Annotated in this window: 20 protein-coding genes; 14 read left to right on the forward strand and 6 right to left on the reverse strand. The window is 69.4% G+C overall.

Annotated elements, in window-relative coordinates; genetic code table 11:
* Window positions 1–381: 381 nt before the first annotated feature.
* Window positions 382–999 (reverse strand): TetR/AcrR family transcriptional regulator, encoded by a 618-nt coding sequence (locus N5079_RS18840; protein WP_261585232.1) that lies wholly within the window; start codon window positions 997–999, stop codon window positions 382–384.
* 124 nt (window positions 1,000–1,123) lie between these two features.
* Between N5079_RS18840 and N5079_RS18845 the strand changes: the two genes are divergently transcribed.
* Window positions 1,124–1,969, forward strand: a complete 846-nt coding sequence (locus tag N5079_RS18845; protein ID WP_261585233.1) for an enoyl-CoA hydratase/isomerase family protein — start codon at window positions 1,124–1,126, stop codon at window positions 1,967–1,969.
* A 270-nt stretch (window positions 1,970–2,239) separates the two neighbouring features.
* Here N5079_RS18845 and N5079_RS18850 read toward each other — a convergent pair whose 3' ends face one another.
* From N5079_RS18850 to N5079_RS18860, 3 genes are all read right to left on the reverse strand, one after another.
* Window positions 2,240–3,247, reverse strand: a complete 1,008-nt coding sequence (locus N5079_RS18850) for a tyrosine-type recombinase/integrase (RefSeq protein WP_261585234.1) — start codon at window positions 3,245–3,247, stop codon at window positions 2,240–2,242.
* A 187-nt stretch (window positions 3,248–3,434) separates the two neighbouring features.
* Window positions 3,435–3,911 carry a hypothetical protein gene (locus tag N5079_RS18855; protein WP_261585235.1) on the reverse strand — a complete coding sequence of 159 codons (477 nt, stop codon included), beginning with the start codon at window positions 3,909–3,911 and terminating at the stop codon, window positions 3,435–3,437.
* Between the two features lie 130 nt (window positions 3,912–4,041).
* Complete coding sequence (locus N5079_RS18860; protein WP_261585236.1) at window positions 4,042–4,419, reverse strand: hypothetical protein; 378 nt, start codon at window positions 4,417–4,419, stop codon at window positions 4,042–4,044.
* Between the two features lie 238 nt (window positions 4,420–4,657).
* On the opposite strand from N5079_RS18860, the gene N5079_RS18865 reads away from it, so the two are divergent.
* The 13 genes from N5079_RS18865 to N5079_RS18925 all read left to right on the forward strand — a co-directional run bounded on the left by N5079_RS18865 (window position 4,658) and on the right by N5079_RS18925 (window position 16,755).
* On the forward strand, window positions 4,658–4,852 hold the full coding sequence (locus tag N5079_RS18865) for a hypothetical protein (protein WP_261585237.1): 195 nt from the start codon (window positions 4,658–4,660) through the stop codon (window positions 4,850–4,852).
* A 229-nt stretch (window positions 4,853–5,081) separates the two neighbouring features.
* Window positions 5,082–5,969: an alkaline phosphatase family protein gene (locus tag N5079_RS18870; RefSeq protein ID WP_261585238.1), complete on the forward strand. Its 888-nt coding sequence runs from the start codon at window positions 5,082–5,084 to the stop codon at window positions 5,967–5,969.
* A 2-nt stretch (window positions 5,970–5,971) separates the two neighbouring features.
* Window positions 5,972–6,418 (forward strand): hypothetical protein, encoded by a 447-nt coding sequence (locus N5079_RS18875; protein ID WP_261585239.1) that lies wholly within the window; start codon window positions 5,972–5,974, stop codon window positions 6,416–6,418.
* On the forward strand, window positions 6,415–7,431 hold the full coding sequence (locus tag N5079_RS18880; protein WP_261585240.1) for a hypothetical protein: 1,017 nt from the start codon (window positions 6,415–6,417) through the stop codon (window positions 7,429–7,431). Before N5079_RS18875 ends, N5079_RS18880 begins: the two co-directional genes overlap by 4 nt.
* Before the next feature lie 81 nt (window positions 7,432–7,512).
* Window positions 7,513–7,800 carry a Sec-independent protein translocase subunit TatA gene (gene tatA, locus N5079_RS18885; protein WP_261585241.1) on the forward strand — a complete coding sequence of 96 codons (288 nt, stop codon included), beginning with the start codon at window positions 7,513–7,515 and terminating at the stop codon, window positions 7,798–7,800.
* A 137-nt stretch (window positions 7,801–7,937) separates the two neighbouring features.
* Window positions 7,938–9,314 (forward strand): sensor histidine kinase, encoded by a 1,377-nt coding sequence (locus N5079_RS18890; RefSeq protein WP_261585242.1) that lies wholly within the window; start codon window positions 7,938–7,940, stop codon window positions 9,312–9,314.
* Window positions 9,315–9,526: 212 nt separating this feature from the next.
* On the forward strand, window positions 9,527–10,702 hold the full coding sequence (locus N5079_RS18895) for an ROK family protein (RefSeq protein ID WP_261585243.1): 1,176 nt from the start codon (window positions 9,527–9,529) through the stop codon (window positions 10,700–10,702).
* Window positions 10,703–10,769: 67 nt separating this feature from the next.
* Entirely contained in the window at window positions 10,770–12,092 is a 1,323-nt protein-coding gene (locus N5079_RS18900; RefSeq protein ID WP_261585244.1) for an ABC transporter substrate-binding protein, read from the forward strand.
* 6 nt (window positions 12,093–12,098) lie between these two features.
* Window positions 12,099–13,076: a carbohydrate ABC transporter permease gene (locus tag N5079_RS18905; RefSeq protein WP_261585245.1), complete on the forward strand. Its 978-nt coding sequence runs from the start codon at window positions 12,099–12,101 to the stop codon at window positions 13,074–13,076.
* Entirely contained in the window at window positions 13,076–13,939 is an 864-nt protein-coding gene (locus tag N5079_RS18910) for a carbohydrate ABC transporter permease (protein WP_261585246.1), read from the forward strand. The genes N5079_RS18905 and N5079_RS18910 overlap by 1 nt, the downstream gene beginning before the upstream one ends.
* Window positions 13,936–15,198 (forward strand): 6-phospho-beta-glucosidase, encoded by a 1,263-nt coding sequence (locus N5079_RS18915; RefSeq protein ID WP_261585247.1) that lies wholly within the window; start codon window positions 13,936–13,938, stop codon window positions 15,196–15,198. The genes N5079_RS18910 and N5079_RS18915 overlap by 4 nt, the downstream gene beginning before the upstream one ends.
* Entirely contained in the window at window positions 15,195–16,205 is a 1,011-nt protein-coding gene (locus N5079_RS18920; protein WP_261585248.1) for an N-acetylglucosamine kinase, read from the forward strand. The genes N5079_RS18915 and N5079_RS18920 overlap by 4 nt, the downstream gene beginning before the upstream one ends.
* Window positions 16,206–16,416: 211 nt before the next feature.
* Window positions 16,417–16,755 carry a hypothetical protein gene (locus N5079_RS18925; protein ID WP_261585249.1) on the forward strand — a complete coding sequence of 113 codons (339 nt, stop codon included), beginning with the start codon at window positions 16,417–16,419 and terminating at the stop codon, window positions 16,753–16,755.
* A 91-nt stretch (window positions 16,756–16,846) separates the two neighbouring features.
* Here N5079_RS18925 and N5079_RS18930 read toward each other — a convergent pair whose 3' ends face one another.
* Together N5079_RS18930 and N5079_RS18935 are read right to left on the reverse strand one after the other, a co-directional pair.
* Window positions 16,847–18,520 carry a PHP domain-containing protein gene (locus N5079_RS18930; protein ID WP_261585250.1) on the reverse strand — a complete coding sequence of 558 codons (1,674 nt, stop codon included), beginning with the start codon at window positions 18,518–18,520 and terminating at the stop codon, window positions 16,847–16,849.
* A gap of 81 nt (window positions 18,521–18,601) precedes the next feature.
* A complete protein-coding gene (locus tag N5079_RS18935; protein WP_261585251.1) occupies window positions 18,602–19,354 on the reverse strand; it encodes a DeoR/GlpR family DNA-binding transcription regulator in 753 nt (250 codons plus the stop codon).
* Window positions 19,355–19,798 lie beyond the last annotated feature (444 nt).

Consider the following 19,798-nt stretch of genomic DNA (forward strand, 5'->3'; position numbering starts at 1 on the left):
ACTTGGGGGGCTTCTACCGAAAGGGACCGGGCTATGTCCATGCCGACCGTGATCCGAATCGTCTCGGACGAGGAGTACCGTCCCGAGTGGCATAAGACCAGCTCGGCCCCCCGCCGTGGCAGTTGCAGCTGGCACGGCGAACCGCATGAGATCACTCGATCCATGCGGCTCGAGGAACAGCGCGCGAACGGCGTACGGGTAACGCTGTACGGGGTGTGCGACGCGGCCCGCGCCGAGATCACCGAGCAGGTACGGCGGAACTCCGGCGGCTGAGCGGACGAGGGGCGATTTCCCACGGACGGAGCGAGCTGCGGATAGGTCCCGCTACGGGCTTCACCGGCAGTGGTACACCTGAAACGACGCGCGGAACGCCGTGTGGGATCAGCACTCGTCAGCCTTTGCGGTTGGCTGGAGGGGGCGGGCCGTCAGGCCTTCGATGAGGAGTGACAGGAACCGGTCCCCGGCGTCGGCTGTCCAGGATGCCTGGCGTGTTGCCCAGGCCATGGCGTTGACCGCGGCGAGCAGTTGGTCGGCGTCAAGGTCGGCACGTATGTGGCCGGAGCGCTGGGCGTGGGCCAGCAGGTCGCTGGCTGCGGCGCGGAGGCCGGCGCAGGAGGCGTGCAGGGTTGATTCCGGATCGTGCAGCGCGGCCATGACCGAGGCGGGAAGGCCGTCGTAGCGGGCCGATGCCACGGCCAGTTCCCGTATCCAGGCGGCAAGGGCCTGGCCGGGGTCGGGGGAGGCGATGAGGTCGGCCGCCCGGGCGCGCAGGGTGTCGAACCCGTGCCGCAGCAGCGTCTCGAGCAGCGCCTCCCGGGTGCGGAAATGCCGGTACAGGGTCGCGATGCTGACCCCCGCCCGGCGCGCTACCTCTCGGAGGGATGCGTCGGTCCCCTGCTCCGCGAAGGTCGCCTGGGCTGCGGCCAGGAGGTGCTCGTGGGTGCGCCGGCCGTCAGCGCGGACGGGAAGGCCGGCCGGCCAGGGGTTCACGTCGTTCATCTCAGGCTCTTTCCGGTTGCGGTGTTGCTAACCGAAGCGGTGCTACGGATAATAGGAGCACTGCTTCGGTTACGGTCGGAGCTTACCTGTGGACACGTCCATGAGCCAGCGAGGAGATGTGCAGATGCCCCAGGAACTCGATGAGTGGCATGCCCGGGCCGGAGGCTACGTGGCACGGCCGAGGTTTGAGACCTACGCCGAGAAGTATTCGCGCTACTTCGTCATGCGCCGCCGTGACGGGATCATCGAACTGCGCATGCACACCGACGGCGGTTCGGCCCACTTCGACTTCGCGGTGCACAACGCCTGGGCCCAGGCCTGGCAGGAGGTCGGCAACGACCCCGAAAACGAAGTGCTGATCCTCACGGGCACCGGCGACCTGTGGTTGGGCACCCCCGAGACCATTGCCGCCGATCCAGCAGAGGTGGCGAGCGGGCTGAGGAACAACCCGCGTCCCAAGGACTTCGCCTACGAGCACGCCTACTACGACGCCACCAAGCTGCTGGAGAACTTCGTCTTCGGCATCGACATCCCCACCATCGCGGCGATCAACGGGCCTAGCCTGGCGCACACCGAATTCGCGCTGCTGTGCGACATCACCCTGGCCGCCGAGACCGCGACCATCATCGACCCGCACCTGCTGGCCGGCACCGCGCCCGGTGACGGGCAGCAGCTCACCCTCCAGGAACTCATAGGCACCAAGCGCGCCGCCTATCACCTCTACACCGGCCAGCCCATCGGCGCACGGCAAGCACTCGAACTCGGCCTGGTCAACGAGGTGCTGCCCGCGGATCGTCTCCTGCCCCGCGCCTGGGAACTGGCCGAGGCCATCATGAAGGCCCCCCGCACCGCCCGCCGCTTCACCCACGCCATCGCCCAGCGGCCCTGGAAACGGCGCCTCGTTCAGGATCTCGGCTTCGGCATCGCCCATGAGATGTACGGCATTCACGCCGACCGACTCCTCGGCTAGTGACTGGTGTCCGTGTGACAACACGGTGGGGACGGCGCCAAGGCGTGTTGGACATTTCTCTCGTGCGCCAAGGTGATGCCTGTCCCAGGGTGCTGCACCGGGAGCGGCGTGATGCCGCCGCCCGCTGCCCCCACAACCGCCCCAACACCAGACATACTGCCTGAGATGATCGGTGTCATGACCGCGCCGCGCCCCGCGAAGGATCCGTACCGACCTATCGGTGTCGACGAAACGGCTATGACCAGCACGCAGGGTCGGACGGCGCACGGCTCATTTGGTGGTAGCGAGGTCTTCGGGGCGGGGCAGGGTCAAGGTGTCGATCGCGGCACGGCGCTGGCGGCCGGGCCGCCGGTCGTAGCCGGAGGTGGTGACGGGGGACGCGTGGCCCATGAGCTGCTGGACACGAGCGAGGTCGACGCCGTTGTCGAGCAGGTCCCCTGCGAACGTCCGCCGCAGATCGTGCGGTGACAGCCGGGGCAGCTCGGCCTCCCGGCGGCGGCGTTCCAGGGCCGCGGCGATGGCGTCCGATGACAGATGCCGTGCCCTGGCGTCGCCCCAGCGGTTCACCGGGGCGATCAGCGGCCCGCGAATGTGCTCGGTCGCGGCGAGCCACCGGCCCAGGTAGACCGCGGCGACCTCGTGGAGATAGACCTCGCGCGACTTTCCCCCCTTGCCGGTGATCGCCAAAGATCGGTCGCCGGGGTCGTAGTTCGCCCTGGTCGCCTTCGCCAGCTCGTCCCGGCGCATGCCCGTGGACTGCAGTACGGCGATCACCGCGGCGTCTCGGATGCCGATCAGGCCGCCGGCGGCCAGGCATGCCTTCAGCATCGCCGCGACTTCGTATTCGGCGATGTTTCGTCCGGCCTTGGCGCGGGTGCCGCCCTTGACGTTCTTCACGGCCTTTGCCCGCTGATAGTCCTCCGCGGTCATCTGCCCGAGCATCCAGGCGTGGTAGAGGACTTGGCGCAGCGCGCTCAGGTGCTTGTTCACAGTCGAGGGCGACCAGGGCGCTGCCTCGCCGTCGGCATCGATGCGGACCTGGTTCATCAGTTCGCTCCGCAGGGCCGTCGTGTGCTGGTAGCGGAGCAGCCCCCATGGGACGGCCTCGCCGGTCGGGTAGCCGAGGATCCGTGCGGTGCCGTCGAGACACGCGCCCATGGTCCGGCGCGACTGCTGACCCCCCAGGGATTTCAGATACACGAGGTAGGGATTCTGCGCCGGCGGGCGCGGTGCCACGTCGGGAAGGAAGGACGCCGCCGCCGGGATGATCTCTGACACGGCGACCATTCTAGTGATCAACTAGCGAGAATTTCCATTCTCGTAGGTTGAAGCTAGCTATCGCAGATCCGCTGGCTCGTGATCTCAGGGATCACAACGCAGTTGTTGTCCGGTGTCATGACAACTGGCGTGGTCTCACCGGAGTTGGCGCCGCCCTCGAATCCGTCTTCACTCGGTTGACGCGCTGTCAGGAGCCCGGCGCTGGATTAATGACGATATTCACCTGGGTGGCTTCCCTTGGTGGATCAAGAACTACCTCAATAACATATCGACCTGGGGAAATATTGAACTTCCGCGATTGGTCCCCGGTTGCATCGCCCACCCGTAGGATGCCGGTAGGGACTTCGATCATCCCGGAGTAGACAGGTTGACCGACGGCGATTTCCTCGCCGCGCCAAACGCGAACAGAGGTTGAGCCTTCTGCGGCGTGCATGGTGCGAACCACAAGAGCGGTAGCACTTGCCGTCACCAGCTCATCTTCTGAACTCAAATCCGGTATTTCGTCATCAGACCCTTCGTCAGTTACCAGTAGCAGCCCCCAAGGAAGGCCTGCAATGATTTCACCAAGCAGCATAACTAGAACGTCGCCTTCCCTAAATTTAATTAAGAAATGTAGCCTTTTCGGATGAGTTGAATTATATAAAGCCCTTGCTTGTTGCTGCACGGTAGACAGTGAGGATAGAGCCGTTGCGATGTTCCGTCAGGAACCGTCCGAGAGACAGGCTGGTGATCGGGAATGTAGTTGCCACTCTTGGTTCCGCGCGCCCATGACAACCACGCCGGCGAGCGTCGTGTCACGGCCCATGACATTCGACAGCGCCAGCAGCCGGACCACGGAGCAGCCGTATGCCCTCCGGCGACGGCTTCGGGATCCGGCCGTAGGCGTTGCGGGCGGCTCGGTCGTACTCCTCGGCCGCCCTCGCCAGGACCGGGTTGCCAAGCGCGGCGGCGGCAACGCGCAGGACGTCCGCGGCGGCCCGCGCGGCGTCGGCGGCCGAGGCCGGGTCCTGTCTGATCCGGGCTGCCGCGGCCGACGCCGCATGCGCGGCCTCGCCGTACAACGCCTCCCGCTCGGCCCGCGTCCATCCTTCCTCGGCGGTACGCCACAAGCGGCGCAGCTGGGGCAGGCTGAGCCAGGCGGCGGAAGAACTCCTCCTCGCCGCGCGCGTCACGAGCCGCAGCCGCGACCTTCTCCCGGAGTTCGTCCCGGGGCGTACGGCGCCAGCGGGCGTACAGCTTGGGCCAGGTCAGGTCGGCGGCCAGCGCCCCTCCCCTGTACCAGACGAGGGCGCCTCTCCAGAGTCTGCTGAGACTGACCACCCCGCTGCGGCGCCGACGGCGCCTACGCCACACCGCCGTCCCCCGCCACTACAGTCCATCACCCCGGGAAGCAGACCCGCAGGAGGTCATGTGAGCACGAACGACGGCGGCTCCACAAGCCGGAAGATGACGCCTGAGGCCGCCAGCCGGATCCAGAGCAGCGCCGACAAGCACCCGGTCGGCAAGACTGCGACCACCGGGTTCAAGCAGAGGGCGCAGTCGGCCGTCCATAAGTCCAAGAGCCAGTCGAAGCGCGGGCGGCGTTTATTTAGGAAACTTTCTTGATCGAAATTTAACCGCTGGGACAGTGGAGTCAAGACCCAATCGTCAGGGGCGCCTCGTAGGTCGCGCCCGTCGCGCCCTCGCTTCCGACGACCGGCGTAGGTCGCGCGGCGTCCGGACGCCTGCGGAAAGGGAACCTACTGTTCCGCCGCCATTAACCTCAGCTCACTGGAAGGTCAGTAATCGCGATCTACCCTGACGGAGCCTCTCAACCCCCTTACGGAGGACATCCATGGTCGTGTCCGCTGCGAAGTCCCGCATCCGCAGGAAGCTCGTCCCGATCGCGTCCGCCCTCGGCGTCACCGCCGCGCTCGCCCTGTGGACCGGGACCGGGGCGAGCTCAGCCGCCACTGTGCCGTCGCCGAGCCACGTCGTCGTGGTGATCCTGGAGAACCACGCCTACTCGCAGATCATCGGCAGCTCCAGCGCGCCGTACATCAACTCACTGGCCACCGGCGGGGCAAACCTCACCCAGTTCTACGCGGAGACCCACCCCAGCCAGCCGAACTACTACGCCTTCTTCTCGGGCAAGACCCAGGGCATCACCGACGACAGCTGCGTCACGATCGGATTCAGCTCCGCCGCCAACCTCGGCTCCGAGCTGATCGCGGCCGGGAAGACCTGGGGCAGCTACAACGAGGGCCTGCCCAGCCAGGGCTCGACGGTCTGCACCAACAGTGCCGGGAAGTACGCGCAGAAGCACAACCCCTGGTTCGGCTTCAGCAACGTCCCGACCTCCACGGCCTACACCTTCACGCAGTTCCCGACGGACTTCACCACGCTGCCGAAGGTCTCCTTCGTGGTCCCGAACCTCTGCAACGACATGCACGACTGCTCGGTCTCGACCGGCGACACGTGGGTGAAGAACAAGCTCGGCGCGTACGCCACCTGGGCCAAGTCCAACAACAGCCTGCTCATCGTCACCTTCGACGAGGACAACAAGCTCAGCGGCAACCGCATCGCCGCCGTCGTGTACGGCCAGCCGGTCATCCCGGGCAGCTCGTCGTCCACCACCTACAACCACTACAACCTGCTCCGGACGCTTGAGGACATGGCCGGGCTGACCACTCACGCGGGCAACGCGGCGACGGCCTCGGACATCACCGGAATCTGGAGCTGAGCTTGTACCTGGCTGAACGCGGCCCGGCCTCCGGGGCCACGTCCGCGGACGCGCCGCAGGACCGGGCCGGTCAGCCGGGCCGCGCCACGCGATCGATCCCCGGCACGGTCATCGCGCTGGGGACGGTCAGCCTCATCACGGACGTCTCCTCCGAGATGGTCACCGCGGTGCTGCCGCTCTATGTGGTGGCCGGGCTGGGGCTCAGGCGGCCCGAGGTCACCGTGCGGTCGGCGATGGCGCTGCTGCGGCGCCCTGACGTCCGGCGGCTGGCCGTCTGCGCGGCGCTGATCGGCACCGGACAGGCGCTCGCCCGGTTCTGCTGCTCGCCGGCCTTCGGCGCGGCGTGGACCGCGATCGGCGACCGGGCCGCGCTCATGGTCGCCGCGGGCGCTCTCGCGATCTGCGCGGCCCGGGCGGCGTACGCTCTGCGCGGCCCGGAGGTCCGATGACGCCGCGGGCGCGCGTGGTCACGCTGCTGGTCGCGGTAGCGGTGCTGGGCTCCGTCGCGTTCGCCTCGGTGCTGCACGCGGCGGACCGGGTGGGTGAGCGGAACCGGCCACAGCCGGGTGGGCCGGGCATCGCGCCCGGCGTCGTGACGCTCGGCGGCGGAAGGCACATGATCTTCCGCAACATGGCCTGGGGGCCGTACCGGGACGAGCTGGTCTCGGTGGCGGCCTCCGCCCCCGGCGGCGCCCGGACCGCCGCTCCGGTCCGCTGCCTGCGCTTCCACGCGGCGGCCCGGACCGGCGTCTGCCTGCGCAAGGTGGACGGCCCTACTGGGGAGAGCTACTTCGCGTCCGTCCTCGACGGCCAGTTGCGGACGCTGCGCGACTACCCGATCGGGGGCGTCCCGTCCCGGGCCAGGGTCGCGCCGTCCGGCCACCTGGTCGCCTGGACGGTCTTCGTGGGCGGGGACTCCTACGCGGGCGGCGACTTCTCCACGCGGACCTCGATCGTCGACACGCGGACGTGGGCGCTCACCACGAGCCTGGAGAAGTACGAGATCGTCAAGGACGGGCGGCCATACCGCGCTCCCGACGTGAACTTCTGGGGCGTCACCTTCGCGGACGACGGGCATTTCTACGCCACCCTGGCGACCAAGGGGCAGACCTACCTCGTCCGCGGCGACATCGCCGCGCGCACGGTGACCACGCTGCGCCCCAACGTCGAATGCCCGTCTCTGTCGCCCGACGGGACCCGCCTGGTCTTCAAGAAGCGCGTCCCCGGCCTCAGCCCGGACGCGCCGTGGCGGCTGTACGCGCTGGACCTGCGGACCATGCGCGAGACGCCGCTGGCCGAGACTCGGAGCGTCGACGACCAGGTCGTCTGGGCCGGTGCGCAGACGGTGCTGTACGGCCTGCCGGGCGACTTCGGCGCCGACCTGTGGTCCGTCCCCGCCGACGGGACCGGGGCCCCCAAGCGGGTCGCCGTCTCCGCGCTCAACCCCGCCTTCACCGGCTGAGGCCGACCGGCGGCCGCTGCTGTCCCCGCAGGTCAGGGGCCGTAAGGTGGGCTCTGGGCACCATGAGAAGGGGGAAGGCGCATGGGAGAGTTTTCTGTCTGGCACTGGCTGATCGTGGCGCTGGTGCTGGTGATGTTGTTCGGTGCGAAGAGGCTTCCCGACACCGCCAGATCTCTGGGGCAGGCGCTGCGGCTGTTTAAGAAGGAGACGAGCAGGCTCGGGGATGACGACGCGGAGACCGTGACCGGGGACCGGCCGTCCACCCCCGCTCCCGCCCTCTCGATCGAGGAGCAGGCGCGGCAACTGGAGGAGCAGGCCGCCCGGCTCCGCGCTCAGGCCGGCTCGCGGCCCGACCAGCAGCCCGGCTGAGCGCCCGCGGTGACGGGCAGCCCATTGGGTATAGGCGATATGTTCGGCTATGGCCGGTTTGGTCTGGCACACACGCCAGCGACCGTCCCGGCGAGATCCGGGGGGATCTCATGCGGTACTGGTCGATCCGGGCTCGCTTGACCCTCATAGGGGGCGTGCTGGTGGCCGTGCTGTGCCTGGTGTTCGCCGTGCTCCTCCTCCTCGGCATCCATCGCCTGGCGACCGAATACCTCACCGAGCAGGTGGCCGCCGCGGGAAGCCGGACCGCCTACTCCATCGAGAAGGGCGCGCTTCGCGACCCTATCCAGGGCACCCACGACCGGGACGTGCAGGTGGTCGATCACCAGGGGAAGGTGGTCATGGCCACGAAGAACCTGCGAGGCGCGCCCCCCATGGCGAATTTCGGCGCCAGGAACGTTCTCCAGCCCGCCGTCTCCGTCGTCTGCGACCGGGTCTTCGGCGCGTCGAACTGCGACATCGTGGCCGCGGTGCCCGTCTACTACCAGGGGCAGAGCTGGACGGTCTACAGCGCCGCACCGGTGATCCCGCTTTATGTCCATCCGTGGCTGGCCGTGCTCGTGTTCGGTGGTTCGCTACTCCTCGTGGTCGCCATCACCTATATCGGCTACCAGCTCCTCGGCAGGGTCCTCCTGCCGGTGCAGGCGATCCGTACCGAACTCGACGAGATCGAGGCCGCCGACCTCAGCCGCAGGGTGCCGGTGCCGCTCGGGCGGGACGAGATCCACGACCTGGCCGTCAGCGTCAACCACACGCTGACGCGACTGGAGGCCGCGATGGAGCAGCACCGCCGGTTCACCTCGGACGCCTCCCATGAGTTGCGAACGCCCATCACGGCCATGCGCACCCAGGTGGAGGACGCGCTATGCGCCGCCCATGACACCGACGTGGCCGCGGTCGCCCGCTCCCTGCTCCCCAGTCTCGACCGGCTGCAGGACATCGTGACCGATCTGCTCACGCTGTCCCGGCTGGAGGCGGGCGCGTCACTCCGCCGGGAGCCCGTGGATCTCGCCGAGCTCGTCACCTCCGAGCTCGGGCGCCGCCCTCCGTTGAGGGGCGCCGGGGAGACCAAGGAGATCGTGTGCGAACTCGCGGCCGGGGTAGTGGCGAGGGGCGACAAGCTGGAACTCTCCCGCTTGATGACCAACCTGGTCGACAACGCCGAACGGCACGCCGAGCGCACGATCGTCATCACCGTAGGACGCCGGCCGGGCGATCCGCGCGATCCCCGCTTCGCGACAGGCGCCGCCGTACTGGAGGTCGCGGACGACGGGGCCGGAATCCCCCCTGGCCAGCGCGAGCTCGTCTTCCAGCGGTTCGCCCGGCTGGACACCGCCCGGAGCAGGGACGCCGGCGGCACCGGGCTCGGCCTCCCCATCGCACGGCAGATCGCCGAGAGCCACGGCGGCAGCCTGATGATCGAGAACGGCCGGCCGGGGGCGCGGTTCGTCCTCAGGCTGCCGCTCGCGGTCCCCACCACAGGTGCGGACGCGTGATCGCCGCCCCTACACGTGGTGAACGCCGGTTCGTCCGGCACGCGCCCGCTGAACGACAGCGCGTGATCACCAAGCGGCGGCGAACTGGTCAGTCGCACCAGGGCGGAATCCGTGCATGATCGCACCCGAAGCCCCCTTGACGTGGATTGATGTGCGCAAGTACATTTCCACGAAATTGTCTGGGAAGTTCCCAGACAGTAAGGGAGACGACCGTGGAACACCGCGCGGGAAGCCCTCAGTTGCTGCGGCAGATCAACGATCGCGCGGCGCTGCTGGCTCTGCTCGAGCGAGGGCCACTCACCCGGCTGGAGCTGGAGTCGCAGATCGGGCTGTCCAAGCCGGCGACCGCCGACCTGCTGCTTCGCCTGGAGAGGGACGGCCAGCTGCGGCGCGCGGGGTTCCGTGAGGGCGGCAAGGGGCCGCGTGCGCAGCTCTGGTCGGTCAACGGCGCCCTGGCCCACGTGGCGGCCGTCGACCTCACCCCCCAGGGTCTCGACGTCGCGGTGTCCGACCTCCGCGGCGAGGTCGTCGCCGAGCATCGGCACCGCGCCAGGAAGAACGTGGACCTCGGCGTGGAGGACCTCCGCCTGTCGGTGTCCGTCGCCGCCGCCGAGGTGGGCCTGACCGCCGGGCAGCTACGCCGGGTCGTGGTGGGGCTGCCCGGCTCCGTGGACAGGCGGACCGGCTATCTCGGCTTCGCCCCGCACCTGCCCGCGTGGCAGGGCTTCGACGTCCTGGAACGGCTGGCCGGGGCGCTCGGCACGTCGGTGGCGGTGGAGAACGACGTCAACCTGGTCGCTCTCGACGAGATGGCGGCCGGACAGGCGGCGGGGGTCGACGACTTCGCGCTGATCTGGATCGGACAGGGCACCGGCGCCGCCGTCGTCTCCGATGGGCGCCTCCTGCGTGGAGCGTCCGGCGGAGCCGGCGAGATCGACTGGATGCCCTCCCCCACTCCCCCGGCGACCGGCGCCCATGCCGTACCACCCCGGCAGCGGGTCGGCGACATGCTGAGCAACGACGCGCTGAAGGAGCTGGCCAGGGCGCACGGCCTGGCCGGAGACGATGTGGAGGGGATCGTCTCCGGGGATCTCGACGCGGACCCCGCCACCCGTGCCGCCTTCCTCCGGGAGGTGGCCCGGCGGGTGGCGCTGGCGGTGGCCGGGGTGGTGTCCGTCGTCGATCCCGAGCTCGTGGTCCTCGCGGGCGATGTGGGCCGGGCCGGCGGTAGCGCCCTGTGCGACCTGGTCGCCGGGGAGCTGGCCGAGCTCGTCCTCCCCCGGCCGCGGATCCAACCAAGCCTGGTGACCGGCAACCCGGTCCGCTCAGGCGCGCTGCGGCTGGCCTTGGCCGGAGCGCGTGAAGAGGTGTTCGCCATCCCCTCCTGATGGCGGCCTCGCCCCTTTGACCCGGCCACGGTGGCGGGTCGGCAGTTTCACCCCCTTGGAGGGTTCAATGCGACGAATCGGTGTCGCGACGGCCTGTCTGGCGCTCGCCCTGGCCGCGGGTGCGTGTGGCGGCGTGGAGACAGGCTCATCGGGTACGGCTCAGGCGCCGGCCGCGAACGAGAAGGTGTCCCTCAGCGTCTGGAGCAAGTTCAGCGGTCGTGAGCTGGGGCTGCTCCAGAAGGCGCTGGACGGCTTCCACGGAAAGCATCCCAACATCACTGTCGACAACCGCGGAGGCCAGGACGACGACAAGGTCGCTCAGGCGATCCGAGGGGGCAACCCGCCCGACGTCGCCATCTCCTTCTCCACCGACAACATCGGCCAGTTCTGCTCCAGCGGAGCCTGGCAGGACCTCAAGCCCTACATCACGCGCGACAAGCTCGACCTGAACCAGATCCCCGCGGCCACGCGCACGTACACGGAGTTCAAGGGGACGCGGTGCGCGATGCCGCTGCTCGCCGACGTGTACGGCCTCTACTACAACAAGGCGATGTTCGCCAAGGCCGGCATCACCGCGCCTCCGAAGACGATGTCGGAGCTGTTCGAGTACGCCAAGAAGCTGACGGTCTTCAACCCCGACGGGTCCATCAAGGTCGCCGGGTTCGTCCCCACGATCGGCTTCTACTCCAACCACGTGCAGATGTGGGCGGCCAACTGGGGCGTGCAGTGGAAGGGCCAGGACGGCAAGTCCGCCCTCGGCACCGACCCGCAGTGGCAGGCCATGCTCGAATGGGCGAAGAAGTTCACCGACTTCTACGGCAAGGACAAGCTGGCCAAGTTCACGGCCGGTCTCGGCCAGGAGTACTCGCCGGACCAGGCCTTCGAGAAGGGCCAGATCGCCATGGCGATGGACGGTGAGTACCGCACCGCGTTCATCACGGCCGAGGCGCCGGACCTCGACTACGCCACCGCGCCGTTCCCGGTCGCGGACAACAAGCCCGACCTGTACGGCGGGGGCTACACCACCGGCACGATCATCGGGATTCCGAAGGGCGCCAAGAACGCCGGCGCCGCCTGGGAACTGGTCAAGTACATGTCCACGGACACCGGCGCACTGCAGGGCCTCGCCCAGGGTCTCAAGAACGTCCCGTCCACGGTTCCCTCACTGCAGGACCCGACGCTCCAGCAGGACGAGCACTTCAAGACCTTCCTCGACATCTTCGCCAACCCGAACCTGTCCACGAACCCGGCCAGCTCGAACGGCGGGGCCTACCTCAAGACCGCGGAGGACTTCGCCACCTCCTACCAGAGCGGCGGCGTGCCGGACCTGAAGGCCGGCCTCGCGAAGACCGCCGCGCAGATCGACGCCGACGCGCAACTCGGCGGCTGACCACCGATGTCTGCCAAGCCAAACGCCGTGCCCGCGGCCGGGTCCCTCAGCTGGATCCGGCCGCGGCCGGGGCACTGGATCCGGCCGCTGGCCTTCATGGCGCCCGCTCTGGTCGGCTTCGCGGTGTTCTTCGCCTACCCCCTCGGCGCGCTCCTCTACTACTCGTTCACCCGCTACGACCTGCTCAACACGCCCGTGTGGGTGGGCCTGCGCAACTATGCCTTCCTCCTCACGCAGGATCCGCTCGCCCGGAAGGCGGCCTACAACACCGTGTGGCTGGTGGTGGTCATCACCGTCCTCCGCCTGATCTTCGCGACCGGGGTCGCCGCCGTGCTGGCCCGCATCAGGAACGGGGCGGGGCTGTTCCGGACGCTCATCTACCTTCCGGCGCTGGCGCCGCCGGTGGCGGCCACCCTGGTCTTCACCTTCCTGTTCAACCCCGGCACCGGACCGGTGAACACGGTGCTGGGCTGGGTCGGCGTCAAAGGGCCGCTGTGGTTCAGCGACCCCGCGTGGGCCAAGCCCGCGCTGACCCTGCTCACGCTGTGGGTCTCCGGAGAGCTGATCATCATTCTGCTGGCCGGGATGCTCGACGTGCCGGCTGAGCTGTACGAGGCGGCGGGCCTGGACGGCGCGGGCTCGATCAGGCGGTTCTGGCACATCACGCTTCCGTCGATCGCGCCGGTGCTCTTCTTCGGAGTGATCAACTCCATCATCCTGGGGCTGCAGTACTTCACGCAGGCCGTGGTGGCGGCGTCGGTGGCCTCCGGGTCGGCCGACATCGCCGGCAGCCAGCGGGTCATCGGCTACCCGGACAACTCGACGCTGACCTTCCCCGTCTGGCTCTACCAGCAGGGGTTCCACTACTACAACATGGGTTACGCATCGGCCATGTCAATCGCCCTGTTCGTCGTCTCGACGGTGTTCACCGTGTTCTTCGTCTACCGGCTGCGCCGGGGGTCCCACGGCGAGGAGGCGGCGTGATGGCGGCTGCTCTCACCGGCGTCACCCCGGGCCCCCGCTCACGGCGTGGCGTCCTGCGCTGGATCGCGACGCACAGCATCGCGCTGGCGATCGGGCTCATGTTCGTCCTGCCGCTGGTCTTCGTCGCGCTCACCGCGTTCATGTCCGACCGGCAGGCCCTGACGTCCGACCTGTGGCCGCGCTCCTGGCACCCGGAGAACTTCGCCGAGGTGTTCCACACCGCCCCGCTGCTGCGGTATTTCGGCAACAGCCTGATGTACTCGCTGCTGGCCACGGCCGGGATGCTGCTGTCCAGCGTGCCCGCGGCGTACGCCCTGGCCCGGATGCGCTGGCGGGGCCGCCAGGCGGTGTTCCTCATCGTGATCGCCGCCATGATGATCCCGCCGCAGGTGCTGTCCGTCCCGCTCTACGTGCTGTGGGCCCGGCTGCATCTCACCGGGACCCTGTGGCCGCTCATCGTGCCGTACTTCCTGGTCGACGCGTTCAGCATCTTCCTGCTGCGGCAGTTCTTCCTGACGATCCCCCAGTCCTACCTGGACGCGGCCCGCGTGGACGGCTGCGGCGACCTGCGGGCCCTGCTCCGCGTGCTGCTCCCCATGACGCGGCCGGGCATCGCCGCGGTGTCCCTGTTCTGCTTCATGTACACGTGGAACGACTACTTCGGGCCGCTGCTGTACGCCGGGGAGAATCCGGACAAGTGGACGCTGTCGCTCGCATTGGCGTCCTTCCGCGGCGCGCACCAGGTCCAGTGGAACCTGACCATGGCCGCGACCGTGCTCGTCATGCTGCCCGTCATCCTCCTTTTCGTCATCGCGCAGAAGTCCTTCGTCCGAGGGATCACCTTCACAGGAGTCAAAGGTTGAAACTCACCGTCATCGGGGGCGGCTCCACCTACACCCCGGAACTCGTCAGCGGCATCGCCGACCGCCACGCCGGCCTCGACATCGAGGAGATCGCGCTGGTCGACCCGGACAAGGAGCGTCTCGAGGTCGTCGGCGGCTTCGCCCGCCGTCTCCTCGACCACGCGGGTCACCCGGCCAAGCTGCGGCTCACCTCGGATCTCGAAGCCGGCGTCGACGGAGCGTCCGCCGTGCTGCTCCAGCTGCGCGTCGGCGGCCAGGCCGCCCGCGCCACCGACGAGACCGTGCCCCTGGAGTGCGGCTGCCTCGGCCAGGAGACCACCGGCGCGGGCGGCCTCGCCAAGGCGCTGCGCACGGTGCCCGTGGTCCTCGACGTCGCCGAGCGGGTGCGGCGGATCGCCGGGGAGGACACCTGGATCGTCGACTTCACCAACCCCGTCGGCATCGTCACCCGGGCCCTGCTCGACGCCGGTCACCGCGCGGTGGGACTCTGCAACGTCGCCATCACCTTCCAGCGCTGGGTCGCCGGGCTGCTCGGCGTCGCCCCGGACGCGGTCGCCCTGGAGCACGTGGGGCTCAACCACCTGACCTGGGTGCGAGCCGTACGCGTCGACGGGGTGGACGTGCTCCCCCGGCTGCTCGCCGACCACGGCGACCAGCTGGCCGAGCACGTCGGGCTGCCCGCCATGGTGATGCGCCGGCTCGGCGCGGTGCCGTCCTACTACCTGAAGTACTACTACCGCCACGACGCGATCGTGGCCGAGGAGCTCACCCGCCCATCGCGGGCCGAGACCGTGGCCGAGCTGGAGCGCGGCCTCCTCGACCTCTACCGCGACCCGAGCCTGGTCACCAAACCGGAGCTGCTGGAGAAGCGGGGCGGCGCCTACTACTCGGAGGCGGCGGTGCAGCTCGTGGCGTCCCTCCTGAACGACCGGGGAGACGTGCAGGTAGTGAACGCCCGCAACGGCTCCACCCTGCCTTTCCTGCCCGCCGACGCCGTGGTCGAGGTCCCCGCGCGAATCACCGGCGCCGGCGCCGAGCCGCTGCCGGTGGCCCCCCTGCCACCGGCGATCGCGGGACTCGTCGCCCACGTCACCGCATACGAGAACCTGGCTCTGGAGGCGGCCGTCCACGGCGGCCGTGACCGGGTGTTCGACGCGCTGCTGGCGCACCCGCTCATCGGCCAGATCGACCAGGCCTCAGCCCTGGCGGACCGGCTGGTCGCGGTCAACCGCGCCTTCCTGCCGTGGGCGGAAGCGTGATCGACGGGATACTGGCGCTCGACGGCGGCAACTCCAAGACCGATGTGCTCCTCGTCGCCTCCGACGGCACGGTGTTGTCCCAGGTCCGCGGCCCCGGGGCGTCCGCGCAGCGGGAGGGCCTCGCCGTCGGCGTCGCCACCCTCGACGCCCTGGTCCGCCAGGCCGTGCGGCAGGCCGATCCGCACGCGCGGCCCCCGTACGCCCGGCACACGGCGGCGTACATGGCCGGGGTGGACTTCGGCCGGGAGCAGGAGGCGCTGACGCGGGCGCTGACCGAGCTGGGCTGGTCCGAGACGATCACAGTGGACAACGACACCTTCGCGCTGCTGCGGGCGGGGACCCGGCGCGAGCATGGGGTCGCGGTGGTCTGCGGGGCCGGCATCAACTGCGTCGGCGTGGCGCCGGACGGCAGGACCCTGCGGTTCCCGGCGATCGGCCGGCTGTCCGGCGACTGGGGCGGCGGCCTGTTCCTGGGCGACGAAACGCTGTGGCGGGCGGTGCGGGCGGAAGACGGCCGCGGTCCCGACACGGCGCTGCTCCCCGCGGTGACCGCGCACTTCGGCGTGTCCCGTGCCGAGGAGCTCGTCGAGCGGCTCCACTTCGGCGAGGTCAGCCGGTCCCGGCTCGTCGAGCTGACCCCGCTGCTGTTCGCCACCGCGCGGGCCGGGGACGCCGTCGCCAGAAAGGTCGTCGACCGGCTCGCCAGAGAGGTGGTCCTGCTCGCGTCGGCGGCGCTCCGCCGGTTGGATCTGCTCGACGTCCCGGTCGACATCGTGCTCGGGGGCGGCGTCCTCGCGTCCGGCGACGAGCGCCTGCTCGACGGCATCCGCGCCGGATGCCGGGACGTGGCTCCGAAGGCCGAGATCCTGGTGGTGGACGTCCCTCCGGCCGTCGGCGCCGCACTGCTCGGCCTCCAGGAGATCGGCGCTCACGCCGAGGCGGAAGACCGCCTGCGCGACAGCTACCGCACCGCCCCCCTCATCCGATCCGCCGTCTCCGCTCCGTAGCCATCGGTTCATCCTCCGGAAGGGGCGTCGCCGGCGGTCATCGGCATCGGCCGGCGGTCTTCGACGCGGTTGAGACAACTGCCAGACCAGGAGCCGGCCTGGTCCGCCGCCGGCGGCCACGTCCGGCAGGTGACGGCGCGGCGCGGCCAGGCTGCGCCGTCCGGATATGCGAGCATGATCGCCGGGGGCTCCAGAGCTTTCGGGGGAGAAAATGCTTCGCACGTTCGTAGTGGCGGCGGCCATGGCCGCGGGGGTGTCCACAGGGATGGCCGTGCCGTCGGCGGCCTCGGCCGCCGACGGCGTCATACCGTCCATGCCCGCCCATTCCGCCTGGGCCGCCGACCGGCCGATCTCCGCCGGTTGCACTCCCGGTGACCCGGCCTCGGCGTGCGCCGCGGTGCTGTGCCCGGCGGGCACCATGTGCGTGCCGTCGCCGAAGCAGTGCTTCACCACTCCGTGCCCCCAGGTCGACTGCGTCCCGGTGACCCGGCCCGCCACCGTGACCTCGCGGGCGCTCGTTCTCCTGCGTCTGCACCTGCGGCTTCTCTGACCCGCCGGGGCGCCGCACTGGCACCTGGGGCGTAACGGCCGTCCGGACGGCCGGCGTTCGACGCCGGCCGTCCCGGGGATGTCGGCCCTACTCAGACCACATCGACGAAGATCGGGTTCGCGTAGAACCAGAGGTCGTTCCACGGGGTCTCGTTGGGGCCCGTGTCGGCGGCCGGCTCCAGGCCGCCGGCCGCGCTGCGCTTGCCGTCGGTGCCGCGCAGCCGGAAGTAGAACGGCTCGCGGACGTCGCGGAACTTGTAGTGGAACTCCGCGACCCGGGCCCTGCCGTTCGGCGTGAACGACTCCACGACTCGCACGTCCGGGGCGGTGAAGGTGTCGGGGTCCTTGGCAGGACCCGTGACCGCGCCCCGGATCAGGTCCAGGCGGGCCAGCCTGGGCACGTCTTCGTTGGCGTTGGGGCGCCCGGCCAGGTCGACGGAGATGGTGACGGTGACGTCGTCGCCGCGCCGCACCGACAACCGGCCGCCGAGGGAGACCGGGGCGTTGCCGGGGGCGTGCGCGTCGACGTACAGGTCGTCGATGAGGCCGCCCATCGACACCCAGACACGGCCGGACTTGATGGCCTCCATGACGGCGCCGTAGCTGCGTGAGGCAGCTCCGACGACGGTCCGGCTGAACTGGCCGGGCCAGAAGTCGGCGTGCCGCCGCGGGACGCCGCTGTCGATCGGGTCCGGGTATTTGCCGTGCAGGTCGTACCAGTCGCCGGGTCGCGCGGGCTCGACGATCGTGTCGTTGTTGTAGAAGTGGCCGTCGGAGTTGGTGGTGATCCACCAGCCCTTGCCCTCGGCGAGCATCGAGTCCCACATGCCGCCCAGGATGCCGGTCATCGAGTCGAAGCCGCCGTAGGTCGGGTAGTGCTTCTGCTGCCACCCGGGCCAGGAGTTCGCCTCCGGGGTGGTGTTGTAGTCACCGCGGGCCCGGGGCTCGTTCTGGGCGCCGGGCGCGCCCTCCATGCCCACCGCGATGTGCGGGGCCGCGTCGCGGTAGGCCCGGATCTCGCGCGGGGAGTATCGGCCGTGCCGCATCGGGTGGTTGATCAGGAAGAGCGCGGAGTTGGCCGAGCCCGTGCGCAGTGCGGTCTCGAGCCAGCCGAGCGCCTCCAGAGCCTTAGCCTCGTTCGCCGGGGAGCTCGCGCCGGTGTTGTTGACCCTCGAGTCGAAGAGCCGCTCGAACGCGCGCAACAGCTGGATCTCGTCGCGGGCGCCGTCGAAGAACAACGTGGCGTGCTCGCCGCTGGGGACGTTCCACTCCAGGCCCTGCCACAGCAGCAGTTCCGGATGCCTGGCGCGGGACGCGACGACGTCGGCGTAGGTGGACTCGACCGCGAACTTCTCGTGCGCGGCGTGCCCGTGGTCGGTGATGACCAGCCAGTCCAGGCGGCCGTGCTTGATGGCGCCGGCGGCCTGCTGCTCAATGGTGTACATGCCGTCATAGCTGTACTGGGTGTGGGTGTGGTGGTCACCGGCGAGCCACTTGTAACCGCGGGAGCCGCCGGTGGCGGCGGCCGCCGGACGCGCGGCGGTCACCCCGCCCAGGGCCGTCACGCCGACGGTGGCGGCGCCGAGCAGGCCGCTGTTCAGCAGAAAGCGGCGCCGGCTCATGTCGCCGGGGGACAGCTCACGCTCCGGCACCGACAGGTCCGCGAAGGCGGCCGTCCCTTCCGGCGCCTCATGGGAGTGACCGTGATGATCATGGTTGCGGCACATGGGGATTTCCTTCCAGTAGTGCTTCATCCGGAGATGCATCCGGAGATGCTGGGCGCGCCGTTCTCGATGTGGCCCATGAGCCGGCGCACGAAAGGGGTCGTCGGGGCAGGTCACCGTCACTCATGCTTCGATCACCGTGACCCCCTCGTCGCGGAACGCGCTGAGGGTGTTCGCATCGGCCCCGCCGTTGGTGACGAGGACGTCGAGGTCGGCGGCTCCGCAGACCCGAGCCATGCCGGTTCCGGGGAACTTGCCGATGTCCGCGATGAGCACCACCTGGTTGCTCGCCGCGATCATCGCGCGTTTGATGGGAACCTCCACCACGGTGGTGTCCATGACATGCCCTCCGGGACGCACCCCGCTGGTGCTGAGGAACAGCCGGTCGGCACGGATCTGCCGGAGGTTGTCCTCGGTGAGGAAGCCGACGAGGGACCGGTAGTCGCGCCGCACCATGCCGCCGAGCAGGATCAGCTGGATGTCCTCGCTGTCCTGCAGCTCCTGCGCCACCGCGAGCGAACTGGTCACGACGGTGAGGCACCGCCCGCGCAGCGCTCTGGCCACCCGGGCGGCGGTGGTGCCGATGTCCAGCAGGACGGTCTCGCCGTCCCTGACGAGGCCTGCACAGGTTTGCGCGATCTTGTCCTTCTCCTCGGCATGGACGGCCGCCACGTCGACGAAGGGGTCGTCCTTGTCGTCGATAGACATCGCTCCGCCGTACACGCGGCGCAACTGCCCAGCCTGATCGAGTTGCAGCAGGTCACGGCGGATCGTGGCGGTACTCGTGCCGAGGCGGTCGGCGAGCGCCTCCACTGTGGTCGAACCCTCGGCGCGCAGAATCCGCACGATGAGTTCGTGCCGGCTGTCCCTGAGCATGCACGGACACTAGCGCGCGCGATCGCTCATGTGAATAGATCGAGTAGAGCTTATTTCTGCAAACTCTTGCACACATCGTCAAGGATGTGGCCCGTCGAGGAGCACGCCCAGGCGGAGCACCTGCTCAAGCTGGAGGCGTCCGCGTGCGACCGGCACGGCCGGCTGCCCTGAGCTGTGAGCCCCAGTTCCGGCCGTCAGCCCGGGCCGGGGCGCCTTCGCGCCCAGGAGCACCGGGCCAGGTGAGGTACTTGCCGTAGGAGAACAACGAGGCTGGGATCGGTAAGGCTGCCAGGACGGCGATCTCCACCGCGACCAAGGAGTACGGCACGCTGCCGAAGGCGCTCAGCGCGCCCAACAAGAGAGCGGAAGTTTGGGGGCACGTACTCGTATCAGCCCGACATGCAGACGAAGGAGGATCCCTATCGCCATTCGCTCTGGTTTACG

Source organism: Planotetraspora sp. A-T 1434 (assembly GCF_025420585.1).
In the GTDB taxonomy this organism is placed as follows: Bacteria; Actinomycetota; Actinomycetes; order Streptosporangiales; family Streptosporangiaceae; genus JAOEGB01.